The sequence below is a fragment of the Massilistercora timonensis genome (assembly GCF_048354975.1).
GTDB classification, from domain to species: Bacteria; Bacillota; Clostridia; order Lachnospirales; family Lachnospiraceae; genus Massilistercora; species Massilistercora timonensis.
The window spans coordinates 1-17,961 of record NZ_DBGCJQ010000045.1; the positions used below are offsets into that span (position 1 = coordinate 1).

Below are 17,961 nucleotides of genomic sequence, written 5' to 3' on the forward strand. Positions count from 1 at the left end.
AGGCAGAAGAATATATGAAGAAATATTGGTAAATTCAGGTTTGTCGCGCTGATTCTGTGAATTAAAAATGTTCAGGGAAGCGCATACAGCCTGCTGATAGAAACCAGAAAGGTTCGCAAAGAATCCTTAACATCAAAACACCTGCGATTTCATGGCCAGAGCAATTCGCAAGGAAATCTGATGATTTCCCTGCTCAGGCTCTTTTCAGATTTGACTGGAAGTCAAATCTTCGCATAAAATCGCAGGTGTTTTTCTGTAATGGATTCTAATGCTTCCATATGGTTTCTATCAGCAGGCTGTATGCGCTTCCCTGTTCCGTATTCTTCCGCAGAATCATCTTGACAAGTCAGGCCTTTGTCGGGACAGTTGGCGATAAGGCGGGGGGCGGATGATTGCGGAGGTTAAGCGTTAGCCTCGGAGCAATCGCCGGTCCCCGCCTCTCGACAAAGAGCGCGATAACCTGCATTTATTTGATATGCCGCTTCAGTGCCTCAAAGCTTTCTGTACTGATCACATGCTCGATACGGCATGCATCGCTGGCGGCTGTTTCCGGCGACACGCCAAGGCGGACCAGCCAGGAGGACAGAAGTTCATGCCGTTCATAGATGCGCTCGGCGATCTTCCGGCCGGCATCGGTCAGCGTGATAGACCCTTCCGGGGAGACCTGGATGCAGCCGTTCTCCCGGAGCTTTTTCATGGCGACGCTGACACTGGGTTTTTTGAAATCCAGTTCTGTCGCGATATCTACTGAGCGGACCACGGGCTGGCGTTTGCTCAGGATCAGGATTGTCTCTAAATAGTTTTCTGAAGATTCTCCGATTGACATATTAATCACCTCATTTGCAGTTTAGTATAACATATTGGCAGTCAGAATGAAAGAAAAGGCTTGCTTTTTCGCTGATTCTGTGATACACTGGACGGGCGAATGGAAGCAGGTCTTTTTTTTATGCCTAAAATTAAACTTTAGAAAGTAAAGCGAGGTGGAAGTTGTGCGTACAAGAATTACATTGGAATGTACCGAATGCAAGCAGCGTAACTACAATATGACGAAGGATAAGAAAGCACATCCTGAGCGTATGGAGACAAAGAAGTACTGCAGATTCTGCAAATCACACACGCTGCACAAAGAAACCAAATAGCCGTCAGGTAAAGGAGTGTATGACATGAGTGAAAAGACTCAGAAGAAGAGCTGGTTCAAAGGACTCAGTCAGGAGTTCAAGAAGATCATTTGGCCAGACAAGATGACACTTGCAAAGCAGACGGCAGCCGTGGTCTCTATATCTGTTGCTCTGGGAGCGATCATAGCAGTGCTTGATTTCGTGCTCCAGCACGGCATTGAGATCCTGGTAAATCTGGGCTAATGTGCGGGGAAAGGTGAGATTATGTCAGAGGCAAAATGGTACGTAGTCCATACCTATTCCGGGTATGAGAACAAAGTAAAGGCCAACATTGACAAAACCATCGAGAACAGACACCTGGAGGATCAGATCCTTGAAGTGCGGGTTCCCATGCAGGACGTGATCGAGATGAAGAACGGCGTGCAGAAGGCGACCCAGAAGAAGATGTTTCCAGGCTATGTACTCATCAATATGGTGATGAACGACGACACCTGGTATGTGGTGCGCAACACCAGAGGTGTGACAGGGTTCGTGGGACCCGGATCCAAACCGGTTCCGCTGACGGCGGCAGAGATGGCTCCGCTGGGGATCCGTCAGGAGAACATTGTCGTAGATTTCGAGGTGGGAGATACCATTCAGGTGGTATCCGGAGCGTGGGCGGACACCGTAGGCGTGGTACAGTCCATGAATCCACAGAAGCAGAGCCTGACCATCAATGTTGAGCTCTTTGGCCGCGAGACACCGGTTGAGATCGGTTTTGCGGAAGTCAAGAAAATGTAACAATCAAAATCAGTGGGAGGGATGAAAGTCCCGGAAGTACCACAAGGAGGTAATGAAAATGGCAAAAAAAGTAGAAGGTTATATTAAATTGCAGATTCCTGCCGGAAAAGCGACTCCGGCTCCCCCGGTTGGCCCTGCGCTTGGTCAGCACGGTGTGAACATCGTTGAATTTACCAAACAGTTCAACGCAAAGACCGCAGATCAGGGAGACATGATCATTCCTGTAGTCATCACTGTTTACAACGACAGAAGCTTCAGTTTCATCACAAAGACTCCGCCGGCAGCGGTTCTTATCAAGAAAGCCTGCAAGATCAAATCCGGTTCAGGCGTTCCGAATAAGAATAAAGTAGCTACCATCACCAAGGCTCAGGTTCAGGAGATCGCCGAGCTGAAGATGCCGGACCTGAACGCAGCGACAGTAGAGGCGGCTATGAGCATGATCGCCGGAACCTGCCGCAGCATGGGCGTAACTGTAGTTGACTAATGGAAATTAAGTGGGAGGGTTATCCCGACAATACCACAAGGAGGTTTATTTAGATGAAAAGAGGAAAGAAATATGTAGAGGCTGCAAAGGCAATCGACAGAGGAACACTCTATGATGTTGCGGACGCAGTTTCATTGGTAAAGAAGACCGCAGTAGCAAAATTCGACGAGACCATCGAGGCTCATATCAGAACCGGATGTGACGGACGTCACGCAGATCAGCAGATCCGTGGTGCCGTTGTACTTCCTCACGGAACCGGTAAGAAAGTACGTATCCTGGTATTTGCAAAGGACGCCAAGGCTGATGAGGCACAGGCAGCAGGCGCAGATTACGTTGGCGGCGAGGAGCTGATCCCGAAGATCCAGAACGAGAACTGGTTCGAGTTCGACGTAGTTGTTGCAACACCGGATATGATGGGCGTTGTAGGACGTCTCGGACGTGTTCTTGGTCCTAAGGGACTTATGCCAAACCCGAAGGCTGGAACTGTAACGATGGATGTTACCAAAGCGGTTCAGGATATCAAGGCTGGTAAGATTGAGTACCGTCTTGACAAGACCAATATTATCCATGTGCCAGTAGGAAAAGCTTCTTTCACTGAGGAGCAGCTTGCAGACAACTTCCAGACGCTGATCGATGCCATCGTAAAAGCAAGACCGGCGGCAGTAAAAGGTCAGTTCTTAAAGAGCGTGACCCTTACTTCCACCATGGGACCTGGCGTGAAAGTCAATCCTATGAAACTGGTTTAAGCTTTTGATTGACATCAAAAATATATCATGCTATAATAGCACACGATGACTGCCGAAGACAGCAGGTGCGTAAGCGTAAGTAGTAAGATACGCCTGCCGAGGAAAGTTAGATTTGTGAGATTCATGAATTTACAATGCCTCTGTGTCTTTGGACGCAGAGGCGTTTTTTTGGCAGCATACGAAAAATCTATAAGGAGGTATACCATTCGTGGCAAAAGTTGAATTAAAACAGCCGATCGTGCAAGCCATCGCAGATGATGTAAAAGACGCGGCAAGTGTTGTTCTGGTAGACTACCGTGGACTTACGGTTGCCCAGGATACAGAGCTTCGTAAACAGCTCAGAGAAGCAGGCATCATTTACAAGGTTTGCAAGAACACAATGATGAAAAGAGCTTTTGAGGGAACCGATTTCGCGGCTCTGGACGAACATCTGGAAGGACCCAGCGCCCTTGCGATCTCCAAAGACGACGCGACAGCTCCCGCAAGAATCCTGTGCAAGTTCGCGAAGGATGCGAAAGCTCTGGAACTGAAAGCTGGTGTGGTTGAGGGAACTCTTTACGATGTGAACGGACTGACAGAACTGTCCAAGATCCCGTCAAGAGAAGAACTGCTGTCCAAGCTGCTTGGAAGCCTGCAGTCACCGATCACCAACCTGGCACGCGTTCTGAATCAGATCGCGGAAAATGGCGGTGCAGAGGCAGCGCCCGCGGCAGAGGAAGCTCCCGCTGCAGAGGAAGCTCCGGCAGAGGAGGCTCCCGCAGCTGAAGAAGCTCCGGCAGAGGCCGAGTAAGATCAGGCATAGCGAAGGTTGAACTTAGCGAAAAGAACTACCTTGACTATGATTAAAAAAGTAAAAAACGAAAATTAAAAAATGGAGGAAAAGTAAAATGGCAAAAATGACAACTGCTGAATTTATTGATGCGATCAAAGAATTATCAGTACTGGAACTGAACGAGCTGGTAAAAGCTTGTGAAGAAGAGTTCGGCGTTTCTGCGGCAGCAGGCGTTGTAGTTGCAGCAGCAGCCGGAGACGGCGCAGCAGCAGCTGAGGAGAAGGACGAGTTTGATGTAGAGCTGGTAGCAGCTGGTGCTTCCAAGGTTAAGGTTATCAAGGTTGTTCGTGAGATCACCGGACTTGGCCTGAAAGAGGCAAAAGAGCTGGTTGATAACGCTCCGAAGGTAGTAAAAGAGGGCGCTTCCAAGGCTGAGGCTGAAGAGATCAAAGCGAAACTGGAAGGCGAAGGCGCTGAGGTTAACCTGAAATAATCCTGCGGATCTTTGTGAAAATGAAGGGAGCCATCGTAAAATAGATGAGGGATCATCTATCTTGCGATGGCTCCCTTTTCTGTTTTCGCGTTCAGCAGGATGGAGACTTTGAAGACCTGGTCTTGATATTCAAATTTGTGGACGCCGTTATAGGATTCTGTAAGCTGAATGACGGATGAGATGCCGATTCCCTTTCGTCTGGCGGCCTTGGTAGAAAGAAAGGCGTTGCCGGACCTGTGAATGGTCCCTTCGAAACTATTTTCAATGACAAGGACCAGGATGGTGCTGCTGGTCATGGAAAAAGAGAGGCGTATGAATTTCTCGGGAGAATGCATACGCGCGCATGCTTCCACCGCGTTTTCCAGCAGATTTCCCAGAATTACGCACAAGTCTGTGCTTGGAAAGGGTAATTGTTCGGGAAGCGAGACGGTAAATGAAGTATCGATATGAGCTTCTTTGGCGTTTTCGTGATAATGGCAGAGAAGCGCGTTAAGGGCCGGATCTTTACAGAAGACCGACTGGGTTTCTGGAATATGAGCGGTGTAATCTTTTAGATATTTCTCCAGCTGAGTCCAGTCTCTTGCCTGAAGGAATCCGTTCAGAGCAAGGATGTGGTGATGAAGATCGTGCCGCGCCCGTCTGGTCTCCTCAATGTGAGACTGAAGGAGTTCCGCGTGTTTGGCTTGGGCGTTGAGCAGTGTTTCGGAAAGGTGGAGCCGCTCCTGGAGGTTGGCGTTTTCGCTGACCGAAATGATCATGCGGAGAAAAATGATATAGGACGAGAAGCACATCAAAAGCCACAGAGGTGGAATGAAATAAAATTCTGAATAGTCCCCAAGATCTCGGAAGAAATCGGGAGATATGGTCAACGTGTAGATCAGATTTTGGGATACGGGGATCACCCACATATATTTCCATGGCGGAAGTGTATAAGAATAATCCAGGGCAGGGCGCATCAGCTTCTTAAAAAAGAGATACATAAGAGGAAAGGCCAGCAGCGTGACTAGGATGATGAGCAGAGCGCCGATTATGGAATTAAATCCTGGAAGAGTGCCTGTAAACAGAAAGTGGATATAGGATACAGTCAGGATTACGCCCTCGGAGTAAGATTTGACCACAGATATGATAAAAAGACTGTGGACAAAGTGATAACTGACAACAATCGTAAAAATGCATACCGCAGATACAATACCCGCAAGTCCGAGAAAAGAGCGGGCCAGTGAGGACCAGTAGAACGAAAAATAAAGGCGGGACGCAATGAAAGTGACCGCCAGGAAAAGCAGGACCCCAGTCACCACTCTTCTAAGAGAAGGAAGTCGGAACTGATCCTTGAAGGAAAGGATGAGCAGGGCGAAACAAGGAGCGATGTAAAAAAAAGTAGATAAGAGAAATGCCGGCTCCATTAGTGAATCCCTCCATTTACATAGTCAAAGAGATAGTCAGCATAGGCTTGTGTCACTTCGTTTTTCCGCGCTTTGGAAATAGGGACTCTTTCCCGGTTTTTCATGAGGAAGTCCCGGTCTTCCAGAGATTCAATGTGATCCATATTGACCAGGCAATTCCGGTAACACCACAAAAACTGGGGATAGGATTCCAGCATGGGCGCGAAATCGGCAAAAGACATATAGGAACGTACTACGCAGGAAGTGGTATGGATCTGAATATAGTGATTGGAATAATCTGTATATACAATATCATCAATCAGGATTCGGGTCTGATACCGTCCTTCCTTGACCTCGATGTAGTGGATGAATTTCTCGGCGGTTTCTTCAAAACGCTTCATCGCGTCCGCGAGCTCATCGTAAGTATAGGGTTTTACCAGGTAATCCAGAGCGCGCACGCGGAATGCTTCCAAGGCGTGTTCCTTGCTGGCGGTGGTGAAGATAACCTGGCATCTGGGAAACGTTCTGCGGACCTGCTGGGCAAGTCGGATGCCTGTTTCGTTCTGCATATAAATATCCAGGAAGACAAGAGAATATTCTGTTTGGTCCAGGGATTGAAGAAAAGCGGATTCACTTGTGAATCGATGGACCTGTATGTGCACCTTGTGCTCCTGACAATAATTTTTAAGATATTCTTCAAGAACCTGTATATCTTTGATTAAGTCGTCTACGATCGCGGCTGTCATAAAATACCCCCAAATATTAGCATCAAGAATGAAATGTGTCGGAAAGACACATTTCATTCTTATATTAACATATTATAGTTTTCGACAAAAACTTACAACCAGTAAAAAAGTGTCAATAACAGTAAAAGGGTTTCCGGGACGGGAAGAATCGTGTATAAAGGTACTTGTGCAAATTGCGAAGGAGGGAATAAAAGATGAAAAAATATGTTGCGGAATTTATCGGAACACTGGTATTGACATTATTCGGCTGCGGATCGGCGGCAATCTCTGGAGGGATTGACGGAGCACTTGGAATCTTCGGGATTGCGATGGCATTCGGCCTTTCCATCGTTGCCATGGCCTATGTGATCGGAGATGTTTCTGGCTGCCATATTAACCCGGCAGTATCTTTGGGAGTATTTTTGAATAAAGGAATGACTGCGAAGGATTTCGTGGGTTATGTGATCGCTCAGTTCCTGGGCGGCATCGCGGGAGCTGGCATCCTGTACGGGATCATCACCTGCACAGGCCTTGGAGCAGTAGCTGAGGTGGGCCTTGGACAGAACGGTTATGACGAGGTTTCCTATGTGGGCCTTAATATGGCTGGAGCTCTGCTGGTAGAGATCATCCTGACCTTCGTGTTTGTATTCACCATTCTGGGCGTGACTGCCAAGGCTAAGACCGGAACGGTTGCCGGCCTGGTGATCGGTCTGACCCTGACCTTTGTACACATCCTTGGTATCCCGCTTACCGGAACTTCTGTTAACCCGGCAAGAAGCTTTGGCCCGGCTCTTCTGGTAGGCAATGGAACCGCGCTTTCCCAGGTATGGGTATTCATCGTAGGACCGCTGGTAGGAGCTGCGATCGCCGCAGTGATCTACGGCCTGCTGTGCAAGGAGAAGGAAGAGGCTTCTGAGGAGAAGTAAGAATTTAGAAATGCAAAAAGAAGAGGGACTGGCTCTAAGCCAGTCCCTTCTTATTATTGCTGTTTCCGTCGCTGATCCCTGGCGGCGCGCCAGCCTGCTGTCAGGCCAAACAGGATCCCGCCCAGACCGATCACGGCGAACAGGATAGAAGAAACGATCATGATGGTCTGTTCGCTTCCGGTTGTCCTGGAGATCTCGTGGAACATCTGATAAGACAGATAGGCCAGATAGAATCCGGCCATGGTATAGATGGCCGGCCGGGCCTTGTTCTTCCATTCCGGCTCCTTGTTTGTAACGGGAGCGTCTGTTTCTTTTGATTCCTGTTGCTGCAGATTCTTTTCTTCCATCTTCTCGTTCCTCCTTCCGGGATCTTTGCTTATTTGCGGACAAGATATTTTCTCATATCGATGGCACATGCTACCAGGATGATGAGACCCTTGATCACGTACTGCAGGCTCTGGTTGATAGCCAGGAACTGCAGGGCTACGAAGATGATCCTCAGGATGAATACACCAAGGACTACGCCGCGGATCTTACCAGTACCACCGACGAAGGATACACCACCGATTACACAGGCGGCGATGGCGTCACATTCGTAGTTCAGACCGGTTCCGGCCTGGTTGGAGCCGATACGGGCGGACTCGATGAATCCGGTGATGGCGTACATGGCGCCTGCCAGGGTATGTACCAGGATGATGGTCTTGGCAACGTTTACACCAGATACGTTGGCGGCCTCCGGGTTAGAACCTACGGCGAACATGTTCTTGCCGAAAGAGGTCTTGTTCCAGATGAACCACATCAGAGCGATGATGAAGCAGGCGTACCATACATAGTTGGGAATGGGAACGCCGCCGATCTTCAGGATACTTCCGGTAACGAAGTCCTTGAAGGACTGGTCCAGTCCGGAGAGGGGCTGCCCGTTGTTGCCGTTGATCATGATGTACATCAGCAGGATACCGTATACGATCAGCTGGGTCGCCAGGGTTACGATGAAGGGGTGCAGGTTAAACCGGGCTACGAAGAAACCGTTTACCAGTCCTACCAGGGCTCCTACAGCCACAACGATCAGGATTACCAGCGGGATAGGAACTACGCCCAGGTCCGGGAAGATCTTGGTGGGGTAGTCTACCGCCTGCAGAAGGGAGGCGGAGATACACGCCGTAAGACCTACCACACGGCCGGCGGAAAGGTCCGTACCGGTAAGTACGATGGTTCCCGCGATACCTACCGCGATAGGAATGTTGGCCGCGGACAGGGCGATGATATTTACGATAGATGATGTAGTTACAAAGTTCGGATTCTGGATCGCGGTGTAGATGATCGCCGCGATGATCAGCACGTACAGTGCGTTATTCAGGGAAAATTCTTTCCAAAATGTCTTTTTATCTCTGGCGTCCAGCGCCTGAAAGGCAGCGTAACGCTTCTTAAGATTGTCGATTGTCTTCATTTCAAAAACCGGCCTCCTCTATACATATTTTGCGGCAAGTGCCATGATCTCTTCCTGTGTGGTCTCCCCGGCGCCTACTTCTCCGGCCAGGCGTCCGCCTGACATAACCAGGATCCGGTCACAGATCCCGAGAAGCTCAGGCATTTCCGAGGACACTACGATTACCACTTTATCACGGTTTGCAAGGTCCAGGATCAGCTGATAGATCTCGTATTTCGCGCCTACGTCGATCCCTCGGGTGGGTTCGTCCAGAAGCAGGACTTCCGGATCTGTCAGAAGCCACCGGCCCAGGATAACCTTCTGCTGGTTACCGCCGGACAGCGCCCGGATCTTGGTCTCCTGAGTAGGAGTCTTGGTATGCATGGCGTCGATGGACCACTGCGTGTCAGCTTTCATGGACTTTTCGCTGAGATAAAATCCAGCTTTCTTGTGTTTCTTAAGACTGGAGATTACCGTGTTCTCACGGATGTTCAGGATTCCGAAGATACCGGTTGCCCGCCGCTCCTCTGTAAGGAGTGCGAATCCGTTTTTGATGGATTCCCGGGCGTTGCGGTTCTTCACAACCTTGCCGTCCAGTTTGATCACGCCGTCCCTGCGGGTGGCGATTCCAAAGATGTTCTCCAGGGTCTCGGTACGTCCGCTGCCGTCCAGTCCGGCGATCCCCAGGATTTCGCCTTTTCTGGCAGTGAAGGACACGTCTTTGAGAAGAGAGTACTGAGCAGTCAGGTGCTCTACTTCCAGGGCGATTTCGCCGGGCTTGTTGGTCTTTGGCGGGAACTGGTTGGTCAGTTCTCGTCCTACCATCAGACGGATGATGTCGTCCATGGAAAGTTCGTCAGCCGGCTTCGTGGTTACCCAGGTTCCGTCCCGCATGATGGTGATTTCGTCGGAGATCCGCTTGATCTCCGCCATCTTGTGGGAGATATAGATGATACCTACGCCTCTGTCCCGGAGCATGTTGATGATCCGGAAGAGATGCTCTACTTCTTCTTCTGTAAGGGAAGAGGTAGGCTCGTCAAATACGATGACTTTTGACTGGAAGGAAACTGCCTTGGCAATTTCCACCATCTGCCGCTGGGAGACCGGCATGGTGCTCATGATCCGTTTGGGATCCACATCGATCTCCAGTTCTTTGAATACATCCAGTGTATCCTGATAGATTTTTTTCTCGTTTACCATGAGGCCGCCGATCTTCGGATAACGGCCAAGCCATATGTTGTCCATAACGTTGCGCTTCAGGGCCTGGTTCAGTTCCTGATGGACCATGGCTACGCCGCTTTCCAGCGCCTCCTTGGAGTTTTTGAAGGAGACTTCCTTCCCCTCCAGTTCAATCGTTCCGCTGTCTTTACTGTACATACCGAACAGACACTTCATCAGTGTGGACTTGCCGGCTCCGTTCTCCCCCATCAAGGCGTGTACCGTCCCCCTTTTCAGGGTCAGCGAGACGTTGTCCAAAGCTTTTACGCCTGGGAATTCTTTGCTGATATTTTTCATCTGCAGAAGAACTTCCTGTCCCATGATCATTCCTCCATTCTTTTGACTTGAAAGAAAGCAGCCACCTTTATGTGGCGGCCGCTTTCTCTATTTTTGGCATGCAAAAGTATGCTGTTTTATTCCTCTCCGGTGTAGATTCCGTATGGGATAAAGATCTTGTTAGGAACGTTCTCAGAGATGTTGTAATCGTCTGTTCCGTCCATAAGATCCTTGCCGTCGCCTACGTTCTGTGCCAGGTCAGCGATGCAGGCAGCCATTCCTTCTGCGTCCTGCTTGATGGTTCCTACCATCTTGCCGTCAGCGATCAGCTTCTTGGCAGCGTCTGTAGCGTCAACACCGAATACCGGGATCATCTTGTCGTCGCCGGTGTTGTAGCCCTTGTCGTTCAGAGCGGCGATCGCGCCCTCAGCCATACCGTCGTTGTTGCAGATGATCAGCTCGATCATGTTGTTGTTGCCTTCATTGTACTGAGACAGGTTGGTGGTCATGTAGTTGTTGGCAGCAGTTGCGCTCCATGCTCCATCCTGGTCAACCTGATATTTGTCCGGGTTGGCGGGATCGAAGAAGGACAGCGCCGGTTTGCCGGCCTCTTCCAGGATCTTGTCCGCATCTTCTACAGCGAACTGGGTACGGTAGATTGCTTCTGCGTTTCCAAGCTGTCCCATGAACATTGCGTAGGAGATGGTTCCATCGCCGTTCAGGTCAACTTTGTCGTAGTTCTCTACCAGGTAGTTTCCGATCATCTCGCCCTGCATATGTCCGGCTTCCGGAGCGTCGGTTCCTACAAAGGCACATTTCTCATAAGATCCAAGGATGGTTCCCTCTTCGCTCTTCTCGTCCTCAACAGCACGGTTGAAGAAGATTACCGGGATGTCGGCAGCTTTTGCCTTGTCGATGATCTGAGTAGAAGCATCGTTGGAACCAGAAGTAACGATATTTACGATCAGAAGGTTAGCGCCGGTCTGAATGGCGGTATCGATCTGCTCGTTCTGTGTGGTCTGGTTGTTGTTCGCGTCATAATCCTGATAGGTAACACCCATCTCGTCCAGCTGTGCGTCAAGAGCAGTACGAACGGAAGCGATGTAGGTGTCTGCGTAAGTATAATAGAAGACGCCGATGTTCAGGTCGGATTTTGCTCCGCCGTCTCCGCCTTCGCTGCTGTCAGATCCGCCGCCGCAGCCGACAGCCATTGCCGCTACCATTGCTACGCAAAGGAGCATTGCCATGATTCTCTTTCATAAAAATATACCCTCCTTTTTGGTACTTAAAATGTTTAAGGAGAGTATATCTTGTTCGCTGTTCAATTGACATGGGATAAACTCCCAAAAAGGTTCGAAATCCTACTTGATCTCATCGAAGGAGAAAAGGATGCGCTGAGATTCTTCGGTATACATGTTTTCTCTGGTCACCAGCATGGTGGAGGTATCGATCTCCGGGGAGGGGAGCTTCTGCCCGTTCAGAAGCCGGTAGGCGGTCTCCACGCCCAGATAGCCGATGGCGTAGGGGTTCTGGACCACCAGGGCGTCTACTTCGCCGGTCTCCAGCATGTCCACGGAGACCACGTTGCTGTCGAAGGCTACCAGGCGGATGCGGCTGGCGGCCCCGGCTTCCCGGATGGCGTATCCCACGCCCAGGGTAGTCCATTCGTTAAAGGTGGTCAGTACGTTGATCTCCGGATGGTCTTCCAGCATCTGTAAGGTTGCTTCTTTGGCGGCGGAGATGGTGGAGTTGGAATTGACAGAGTCCACAAGGGTTACCCGGTCGTCCCGGAGGATGGTATCCCGGAACCCTTTCTCCCGGCTCTGCCCGTTCTCGGTGGTGGCGTCAAAGTTGACGATGCCTACGTTGAGGGCGGAAGCATCTGAATCGAGAGCTGCCTCGCCGGCCAGACAGCCGGCCCGATAATTGTCGGTTCCGATCCGGCATTCCACCTGGTCGCTGTTCACATCGCTGTCAATGACGATGATGCGAACCCCGGCCTCGGCCGCCCGGTCAATGGCGGCGGCATTTTCTTCATAATCGATGGCGGAGAAGAGGATGGCGTCCGCGCCGTCCTCGACGGCGGCATCGATCATCTGGTTCTGGCTTATATAATCTTCCTCGTTGTCAGCGCCCTGGCAGAGCAGTTCCATATTGTATTCGGTCCCGGCCGCGCTGGCCCCGGCGAAAACGGATTTCCAGAAGGCGGATTCCGTAGATTTGGCAATAAGCGTAACCTTCTGCCGGTTGGAAGAATGTCCGCCGGTTCCTTCTGCGGGCTGCCGCGCCTGGCCGTAGAGGGCGGCGATGCCAAGGAGGCAGAAGAGGAGGAAGAGAACGGCCAGAAGTCTGCGTTTTTTATTTTCCATCGTAGTCCTCCTTTGTGATCTTGGGCATGCGGATATCCACTCTGGTTCCCTCGTCCAGTTCGCTGGTAATGGTAAGGCCGTACTTTTCGCCAAAGTAGATCTTGATCCGGTCGTTGACGTTCTTGATGCCGATGCCGGTCCGGTCTCCCGGCTCTTTGTGCAGGATCTCCCGGCATTTCTCCGGGGTCATTCCGATGCCGTTGTCCTCTACAGACAGAAGGAGGTCATCCCCTTCCTGGCGGATGGTGATCCGGATCTGTCCCTCGTCCACCATGCGGTTGAGGCCGTGGTAGATGGCATTTTCGATGATGGGCTGGAGGGTGATCTTGTTGCACAGATAGGAAAGACATTCCGGGTCCACATCGAAGGTGTAGGTAAACTGGTTCTTGTAGCGGAACTGTTCGATCCGCAGATAGCTCTGGGCGTGCTGGATCTCCTTTTCAATGGTGATCAGCTCGTGCCCCTTGCTGATGCTGATACGGAACAGCCGGGCCAGAGAAGTGACCATGTCTTCTGCATCCTTGGCCCGTCCGTCTTCGCACAGCCAGGCGATGGCGTCCAGGGTATTGTAGAGAAAATGAGGGTTGATCTGGGCCTGCAGCGCCTTCAGCTCCGTTTTCCTGAGTGTGATCTCTTCCTGGCGCACCTGTTCCATCAGATCCTGGATCTGAAGCACCATGTGGCCGAAAGAGCTGGACAGGGCATTGATCTCTTCGGTCCCCTGAACCTGGCTGTAGGTGAAGTTTTCTGCATCCTGCTCAAAGGCCCGCATGGCAATGGCAAGTTCCCTTGCGGGGCGGGCGAAGATGTAGGAGATCAGAAGCCCGGTGAACAAGGTGGCGGTGATCACGATGATCAGGATCAGGATCAGGAATCCCACCATAGTCTCCACACGGGTGGTGATCATCTCATCTACATAGCACACGCCTACGATCCGCCAGTCGCTGTCCTCCAGGGTGCGGACGGTATGGATGGCGGTGGCCTCCATCTGGACGCCGTCTTTATCCCGGGATCTCTCCTCTTCCTTCAGCCCGGAGTAGATCAGCTGCTGCTGGGGATGGTAAATGATGTTCCCGCTGGTGTCCTCGATATAACAGTATCCGTGGGGCCCGATCCCTACATTGTCCACATAGTTGGAAATGCTGGAGAAACGGATGTCTACCGCGACCTGATACCGGGAGCCGCTGTGGTCTGTCAGGTTCTGGGAGATGGTGACTACCCAGGGATAGTATCCCTCAAAGAGAGTTTCCACATGAGGATTGCTTACATGGAGACTGTCGTTGGGAAGTTCTGTATAGGAAAGATTCTGATAAAAGGGATCTTTCAGCGTCTGTCTGTTGGACCACAGCTCCAGGATCTGTCCGTCTTCATCATAGATCATGACGGCGGACACGTCTTCCCGGATCTCCACCAGGCTCTGGAGGAAACGGTCATAATCCTGATCCTGGCCCTCCAGGGCGTCCACGATGGTATCCATGACGGTTTCCATATCGTAAATGTAGGACTGTACCATACTCTCTACCTGAGAGACGGCCTGCTCGCTGCTGGTCACCGCGTTCTGTTCCACTTCGTCCCGGTAGACGCCGATAAACATCAGGACGGTGACGATGGAGGTGATGAGCACGATTGCTGATACCAGAACGGTGAAAATGGCAGACAGAGACAGACGGGACAGTGGTTTGGTTTTCTCTTGGTTTTTCATTTTATGCCTGCGTCCTTCCTGCATTGGTTGGGGGATATGCCGGTTGCCTTCTTAAAACAGTAACTGAAGTAGTGCTGGTCCCGGTAGCCGCATTCCTCTGTGATCTCCCAGATCTTCTTGGGGGTGCAAAGAAGCAGTTCCCTGGCTTTTTCAATGCGTTTGCGGGTCAGAAGTTCTACAAAGGTACAGCCGGTGGTTTTCTTGATCAGCGCGCTTAAGTAATTGGGGCTTACGCCGATCTCATTGCTGACATTGACTACGGAGAGGTCCGGGTCGGCGTAGTTCTCCTGGATGAGAGCCAGGGCCTTGTCGCAGAGGACTTCGCCGCTTTTCTTGCGCTGCTCCAGAAGGAGCTCCTTGACTTTCAGACAGAAGGAACTACAGCGGTCATAGGCTTCCATTACCTGTCCCACTTCCCGGTATTCTTTGAATTCCATGTGCTCCAGAAGGTGTTTGGCCGCCTGTTCTCCGGCTACCGCGTAGAAGACCCGGAGTATGGAGGAGGTCATCTGGGAGATCAGGAAGTCCGCAACTGCAGGGGACAGTTCTCCGCTTATGATCCGGCCAGAGAAGGAGGACAGGAAAGCCTGGAGGTCTTCCATGCTTCCGCCCCGCAGCAATTCCTCTGTCCGGGAGACCACATCGTCGACGGCTGCCATGCTGATGGATTCCGCCGGCTCCTCGTCTGCGATAAAGTGGACGTTCCCTTCTTTCTGCCAGGAGTAGCTGAGGGCGTTCATGGCTTCCAGGTAGCAGTCCCGGCAGCCCAGAAGGCTGTCGGTGCTGCGGCTGACGCCTACGGTTCCTTCCATGTGCAGGATCCGGCGGATGCTCTGTACGATCTCATCCACGATGATGTGGAGATACTTGGAGAATCCCCGGTCTGTGGCGGCCAGCACAGAGACCACCCGTCCCTGCATGAAACAACTGGCATAGCGGACGTATTTCTTGAGAATGGTGTCAATGGCGTGGACGTGGGAGCGGTTGGTCTGATCGCCCTCTTCATTTGTGATGCTGGTGACCAGCACCACATAGCGGTAGACCTCCGGGTCGCTGCCGCCGATAAGGCCGCAGGACTGGGCTTCCTGGCGGAGCTTTAGGATCTGCGCCTGGCTGGGCACTTTCCGAAAACCGTCCAGAAGCAGGGGGAAGATAAATTCTGACTTCTCCATTCGTTTCTGAGTCAGTTCCTGGGAATTGAACTCCTCGAATTTCCGGTCGATGATGGATTTGATATTCCGAAGCTCTTCTTCCAGCTCCAGGGAGGAGATGGGTTTGAGCATATAGCTGATGATATTGTACTGGATGGCCTGCTGGGCGTAGGAAAAATCATCGAATCCGCTTAGGAACGCGATCTGCACGGTAGGGCAGACTTCCCGCACGGACCGGGCCAGTTCGATGCCGGACAGGAAAGGCATCCGGATGTCGGTGAGCAGAAGGTCCGGCTCCAGCTTCTCCACCAGTTCCAGAGCGTCCGCGCCGTTTGCGGCTTCGCCGATGACCTGGAATCCCAGTTCCTCCCATTTTACCTTTTTGATGATCCCTCTGCGGATCTCTTCTTCGTCGTCTGCGACAATAACAGTATACATAGCAGCTCCTTTATAACGGGGTTTTAGATATTTACAATATTATACAATAAAGAGAAAGTCAAAAATGTTGGAAATTCTACTGCAAATGTATAAAAATCTTACCTGACAGGGCTGCCTTGTGTTCTGTCTCCTTATGTATTACTATAAAGAGTAGAAAAATACCGAAGAGGGAGAATTATGAATCTACCTGTTGATCTTCTGCATTGGCTGGCGGCTTTTGCCCCCATCGCCATGCTGTTGTTCTTAATGATAAAACGAAAATGGGGAATCCGGGCGGCTGCGCCGGTAGGGCTTGCAGTCACGGTTCTTACGGGTCTTTGCTTCTACAGGGCGGATCCGAAGTTGATCCTCCTGCAATGTGGGAAAGGGATATGGAACGCCCTTCCCATCCTGTTGATCATCGCCACGGCCATCCTTCTCTACCAGGTGGGGGAGGAGGCGGGCGCATTCCCGGTGATCCGGAATGGAATGCGCAAATTCCTGCCCAATGAACTGCTGCTGGTGCTGGCCATGGGGTGGATCCTGGAGAGCTTTCTCCAGGGGATCACAGGTTTTGGCGTTCCGGTGGCGGTGGGGGCTCCGCTTCTGATGGGGATCGGAGTCCGCCCTGTGTGGGCGGTGATCATACCGCTGCTGGGTCAGTCCTGGGGGAATACCTTTGGGACCCTTGCCGTGAGCTGGGATATGCTGGCAGTGAGCGCGGGCATGGAGGCAGGAAGCGAAGCGTATCTTAAGATGGCATTCTGGGCCTGCGTCTTCCTCTGGATCTGGAATCTGGTGATCGGTTTGGTGATCTGCTGGTTTTATGGCAGGGGAAGAGCGCTGAAGAAGGGGCTGCCGGCGGTGCTGCTTTTGTCTCTGGTTCAGGGAGGCGGAGAGCTTCTGATGACCCGGGTAAGTACCACGCTTGCCTGTTTTCTTCCGGCCTGCGCTTCCCTGATCCTGGTAATTGTGCTGGGGAGAATCGGGTGTTACCGGGAAGAATGGCGGCTGGAAGACAGCGGGATCATGGATCGGGAGAAAGAAACCAAAGAGGGGGGAGCAGACAGTGCCTCGGCAGGGATGTCATTGGCTCAGGCGTTTGTGCCTTATTTCCTGCTTACCTTTATTGCGCTGGGAGTTCTTCTGGTGGGACCGGTCCGCGGCTTTCTCGGGCGGTTTAAGATAGGACTGCCTTTTCCCGAGACGGCGACCGGATATGGCTATATTAATGAGGCGGCGGCAGACTACGGTGCGGTGGCGCCGTTTACCCACGCCAGTGTGTTTCTTTTGCTGGCGGGGGCGGCGGCTTTCTTCTATTACAGGAAGCGTGGCCGGATCAAGGCGGGCGGTGCAGGCAGGATCGCAAGGCGCACCTGTGCCATGATCGTGTCTCCCTGTCTTGCGGTGGTGGTGCTGGTGATGATGTCCATGGTCATGAGCGGGACCGGGCAGACGCTGGTGCTGGCGGAGGGGATCGCAGGCGTCCTGGGAAGAGGGTATATCGTCCTGGCGCCCTTTGTAGGCGCCCTGGGAAGCTTTATGACAGGAAGCAATATGAATTCCAATATTCTATTCGGAGAGTTTCAGACTGCCACGGCCAGGCTTTTGGAGGTGGATGGGTCCATGATCCTGGGAGCGCAGACGGCGGGCGCTTCCATCGGCGCAGCGGTAAGTCCCAGCAACATTGTGCTGGGAGCCACTACGGCGGGGATCCTGGGCCGGGAAGGAGAAGTGCTGCGGCGGATCCTGAAGCTTACGGTTCCGGCAGCAGTGGCGGTGGGGGCGATCTTGTTCCTGGCGGTAGGGATCTGAGAATATATAAATAAGAAAAAAGGCAGCGGAGGAAAAGGTTATGAGAGAGAGGATCAAAGAAAATCTGGAATATCTGAAGGGGATCACAGCTACTCCGGGAGATGGCTGTACCCGGCTTCCCTTTACCCGGGAGGCAAGAGAAGCGGTGGAATATCTGAAGA

General features: G+C 51.7%; 19 protein-coding genes and 1 other annotated feature. Of the genes, 9 read left to right on the top strand and 10 right to left on the bottom strand.

All coding sequences use genetic code 11. The annotated features are described in order from the left end of the window. Positions 1-466: 466 nt before the first annotated feature. Positions 467-826: a metal-dependent transcriptional regulator gene (locus tag ACML7B_RS03630; protein ID WP_418539356.1), complete on the bottom strand. Its 360-nt coding sequence runs from the start codon at positions 824-826 to the stop codon at positions 467-469. A 163-nt stretch (positions 827-989) separates the two neighbouring features. Here ACML7B_RS03630 and rpmG point away from each other — a divergent pair, with 163 nt between their 5' ends. The 7 genes from rpmG (at position 990) to rplL (ending at position 4,393) form a co-directional block, all read left to right on the top strand. Next, positions 990-1,139 (top strand): 50S ribosomal protein L33, encoded by a 150-nt coding sequence (gene rpmG / locus ACML7B_RS03635; RefSeq protein ID WP_044936001.1) that lies wholly within the window; start codon positions 990-992, stop codon positions 1,137-1,139. Positions 1,140-1,163: 24 nt separating this feature from the next. Next, entirely contained in the window at positions 1,164-1,361 is a 198-nt protein-coding gene (gene secE, locus ACML7B_RS03640) for a preprotein translocase subunit SecE (RefSeq protein ID WP_418539357.1), read from the top strand. A gap of 21 nt (positions 1,362-1,382) precedes the next feature. Further along, positions 1,383-1,898, top strand: a complete 516-nt coding sequence (gene nusG, locus ACML7B_RS03645) for a transcription termination/antitermination protein NusG (protein WP_106789030.1) — start codon at positions 1,383-1,385, stop codon at positions 1,896-1,898. Between the two features lie 58 nt (positions 1,899-1,956). Beyond that, positions 1,957-2,382: a 50S ribosomal protein L11 gene (rplK, locus tag ACML7B_RS03650; RefSeq protein WP_106789029.1), complete on the top strand. Its 426-nt coding sequence runs from the start codon at positions 1,957-1,959 to the stop codon at positions 2,380-2,382. A 53-nt stretch (positions 2,383-2,435) separates the two neighbouring features. Then, complete coding sequence (rplA, locus tag ACML7B_RS03655; protein ID WP_106789028.1) at positions 2,436-3,128, top strand: 50S ribosomal protein L1; 693 nt, start codon at positions 2,436-2,438, stop codon at positions 3,126-3,128. A gap of 34 nt (positions 3,129-3,162) precedes the next feature. Continuing rightward, positions 3,163-3,305 (top strand) — a sequence feature (ribosomal protein L10 leader region). Positions 3,306-3,336: 31 nt separating this feature from the next. After that, the gene (gene rplJ / locus ACML7B_RS03660; protein ID WP_418539358.1) at positions 3,337-3,918 is read left to right on the top strand and encodes a 50S ribosomal protein L10; all 582 of its coding nucleotides are present in this window, start codon (positions 3,337-3,339) and stop codon (positions 3,916-3,918) included. 97 nt (positions 3,919-4,015) lie between these two features. Continuing rightward, the gene (rplL, locus tag ACML7B_RS03665) at positions 4,016-4,393 is read left to right on the top strand and encodes a 50S ribosomal protein L7/L12 (protein ID WP_418539359.1); all 378 of its coding nucleotides are present in this window, start codon (positions 4,016-4,018) and stop codon (positions 4,391-4,393) included. A gap of 56 nt (positions 4,394-4,449) precedes the next feature. Here the strand turns inward: rplL and ACML7B_RS03670 are convergent, their stop codons facing one another. Together ACML7B_RS03670 and ACML7B_RS03675 are read right to left on the bottom strand one after the other, a co-directional pair. Continuing rightward, the gene (locus ACML7B_RS03670) at positions 4,450-5,796 is read right to left on the bottom strand and encodes a GHKL domain-containing protein (RefSeq protein ID WP_418539360.1); all 1,347 of its coding nucleotides are present in this window, start codon (positions 5,794-5,796) and stop codon (positions 4,450-4,452) included. Then, entirely contained in the window at positions 5,796-6,578 is a 783-nt protein-coding gene (locus ACML7B_RS03675; RefSeq protein WP_418539361.1) for a LytR/AlgR family response regulator transcription factor, read from the bottom strand. Before ACML7B_RS03675 ends, ACML7B_RS03670 begins: the two co-directional genes overlap by 1 nt. Before the next feature lie 137 nt (positions 6,579-6,715). On the opposite strand from ACML7B_RS03675, the gene ACML7B_RS03680 reads away from it, so the two are divergent. Continuing rightward, entirely contained in the window at positions 6,716-7,426 is a 711-nt protein-coding gene (locus ACML7B_RS03680; protein ID WP_418539362.1) for an MIP family channel protein, read from the top strand. A 53-nt stretch (positions 7,427-7,479) separates the two neighbouring features. Here the strand turns inward: ACML7B_RS03680 and ACML7B_RS03685 are convergent, their stop codons facing one another. The 7 genes from ACML7B_RS03685 to ACML7B_RS03715 form a co-directional block, all read right to left on the bottom strand. After that, positions 7,480-7,773, bottom strand: a complete 294-nt coding sequence (locus ACML7B_RS03685) for a hypothetical protein (protein ID WP_418539363.1) — start codon at positions 7,771-7,773, stop codon at positions 7,480-7,482. Between the two features lie 29 nt (positions 7,774-7,802). Beyond that, positions 7,803-8,873 (bottom strand): galactose/methyl galactoside ABC transporter permease MglC, encoded by a 1,071-nt coding sequence (locus ACML7B_RS03690; protein ID WP_106789021.1) that lies wholly within the window; start codon positions 8,871-8,873, stop codon positions 7,803-7,805. A gap of 18 nt (positions 8,874-8,891) precedes the next feature. After that, a complete protein-coding gene (locus ACML7B_RS03695; RefSeq protein ID WP_418539364.1) occupies positions 8,892-10,391 on the bottom strand; it encodes a sugar ABC transporter ATP-binding protein in 1,500 nt (499 codons plus the stop codon). 92 nt (positions 10,392-10,483) lie between these two features. Next, positions 10,484-11,593 (bottom strand): galactose ABC transporter substrate-binding protein, encoded by a 1,110-nt coding sequence (locus tag ACML7B_RS03700; protein ID WP_418539365.1) that lies wholly within the window; start codon positions 11,591-11,593, stop codon positions 10,484-10,486. Between the two features lie 114 nt (positions 11,594-11,707). Next, entirely contained in the window at positions 11,708-12,715 is a 1,008-nt protein-coding gene (locus ACML7B_RS03705; RefSeq protein ID WP_418539366.1) for a substrate-binding domain-containing protein, read from the bottom strand. Continuing rightward, positions 12,705-14,417 carry a sensor histidine kinase gene (locus ACML7B_RS03710; protein ID WP_418539367.1) on the bottom strand — a complete coding sequence of 571 codons (1,713 nt, stop codon included), beginning with the start codon at positions 14,415-14,417 and terminating at the stop codon, positions 12,705-12,707. Before ACML7B_RS03710 ends, ACML7B_RS03705 begins: the two co-directional genes overlap by 11 nt. Continuing rightward, positions 14,414-16,006: a response regulator gene (locus ACML7B_RS03715; protein WP_418539368.1), complete on the bottom strand. Its 1,593-nt coding sequence runs from the start codon at positions 16,004-16,006 to the stop codon at positions 14,414-14,416. Before ACML7B_RS03715 ends, ACML7B_RS03710 begins: the two co-directional genes overlap by 4 nt. A gap of 177 nt (positions 16,007-16,183) precedes the next feature. Here ACML7B_RS03715 and ACML7B_RS03720 point away from each other — a divergent pair, with 177 nt between their 5' ends. Further along, a complete protein-coding gene (locus ACML7B_RS03720; RefSeq protein ID WP_418539369.1) occupies positions 16,184-17,800 on the top strand; it encodes an L-lactate permease in 1,617 nt (538 codons plus the stop codon). Positions 17,801-17,961: the final 161 nt, after the last annotated feature.

Coding starts and splice junctions, on each gene's coding strand:
- ACML7B_RS03630 (WP_418539356.1), bottom strand. CDS start 826: ATGTCAATCGGAGAATCTTCAGAAAACTATTTAGAGACAATCCTGATC.
- secE (WP_418539357.1), top strand. CDS start 1,164: ATGAGTGAAAAGACTCAGAAGAAGAGCTGGTTCAAAGGACTCAGTCAG.
- nusG (WP_106789030.1), top strand. CDS start 1,383: ATGTCAGAGGCAAAATGGTACGTAGTCCATACCTATTCCGGGTATGAG.
- rplK (WP_106789029.1), top strand. CDS start 1,957: ATGGCAAAAAAAGTAGAAGGTTATATTAAATTGCAGATTCCTGCCGGA.
- rplA (WP_106789028.1), top strand. CDS start 2,436: ATGAAAAGAGGAAAGAAATATGTAGAGGCTGCAAAGGCAATCGACAGA.
- rplL (WP_418539359.1), top strand. CDS start 4,016: ATGGCAAAAATGACAACTGCTGAATTTATTGATGCGATCAAAGAATTA.
- ACML7B_RS03670 (WP_418539360.1), bottom strand. CDS start 5,796: ATGGAGCCGGCATTTCTCTTATCTACTTTTTTTTACATCGCTCCTTGT.
- ACML7B_RS03675 (WP_418539361.1), bottom strand. CDS start 6,578: ATGAAATGTGTCTTTCCGACACATTTCATTCTTGATGCTAATATTTGG.
- ACML7B_RS03680 (WP_418539362.1), top strand. CDS start 6,716: ATGAAAAAATATGTTGCGGAATTTATCGGAACACTGGTATTGACATTA.
- ACML7B_RS03685 (WP_418539363.1), bottom strand. CDS start 7,773: ATGGAAGAAAAGAATCTGCAGCAACAGGAATCAAAAGAAACAGACGCT.
- ACML7B_RS03690 (WP_106789021.1), bottom strand. CDS start 8,873: ATGAAGACAATCGACAATCTTAAGAAGCGTTACGCTGCCTTTCAGGCG.
- ACML7B_RS03695 (WP_418539364.1), bottom strand. CDS start 10,391: ATGGGACAGGAAGTTCTTCTGCAGATGAAAAATATCAGCAAAGAATTC.
- ACML7B_RS03700 (WP_418539365.1), bottom strand. CDS start 11,593: ATGGCAATGCTCCTTTGCGTAGCAATGGTAGCGGCAATGGCTGTCGGC.
- ACML7B_RS03705 (WP_418539366.1), bottom strand. CDS start 12,715: ATGGAAAATAAAAAACGCAGACTTCTGGCCGTTCTCTTCCTCCTCTTC.
- ACML7B_RS03710 (WP_418539367.1), bottom strand. CDS start 14,417: ATGAAAAACCAAGAGAAAACCAAACCACTGTCCCGTCTGTCTCTGTCT.
- ACML7B_RS03715 (WP_418539368.1), bottom strand. CDS start 16,006: ATGTATACTGTTATTGTCGCAGACGACGAAGAAGAGATCCGCAGAGGG.
- ACML7B_RS03720 (WP_418539369.1), top strand. CDS start 16,184: ATGAATCTACCTGTTGATCTTCTGCATTGGCTGGCGGCTTTTGCCCCC.